Source organism: Massilia sp. 05N420, from assembly GCF_056397205.1.
In genome coordinates this window covers 1-431 of record NZ_JBFTMX010000194.1, presented here as the reverse complement: position 1 = coordinate 431, position 431 = coordinate 1, and the positions used below count along the sequence as shown (strand labels likewise).

Below are 431 nucleotides of genomic sequence, written 5' to 3'. Positions count from 1 at the left end.
GGGAAGCGCCGGTTGACACCGGCCAGCACGACACCTAGCTACGTTTGAAAGTGTCCCGAACATGCGCCGGATGGCGCAGGAGATTAAAGTGGCGAAAAAGGCCAAGGAACCGAAGCTTGAACATTCGGAGTTGTCAGGTGAATTCACCGAAGATGGTGTCACCGTGCTTGTGGACATTTTCCGGACCCAGGGCAGCCAGGAAGACTGGACGATGGAAGTCGTGACCCAGTCGGAAGACCTGATCCGCTGGGACGAACCGTTCGAGACCGACCGCGATGCGTTCGACGAATTCCTGGCGACCATCGCCCGCGATGGGATCGCGTCCTTCCTTGAGGACTCGGAGCCGGCCGTCCCCTAGCGAGCCGGTTTCAGCGTTTCTCGTCCGGTCGATCAGGATTCGGGAAAGGGCTTTCAACCCGACGATGTAAGAC

General features: G+C 58.9%; 1 protein-coding gene. It reads left to right on the top strand.

What is annotated here, in order from left to right:
* Nucleotides 1–88 precede the first annotated feature (88 nt).
* A complete protein-coding gene (locus AC1DIX_RS27930; RefSeq protein WP_477328612.1) occupies nt 89–358 on the top strand; it encodes a hypothetical protein in 270 nt (89 codons plus the stop codon).
* Nucleotides 359–431 lie beyond the last annotated feature (73 nt).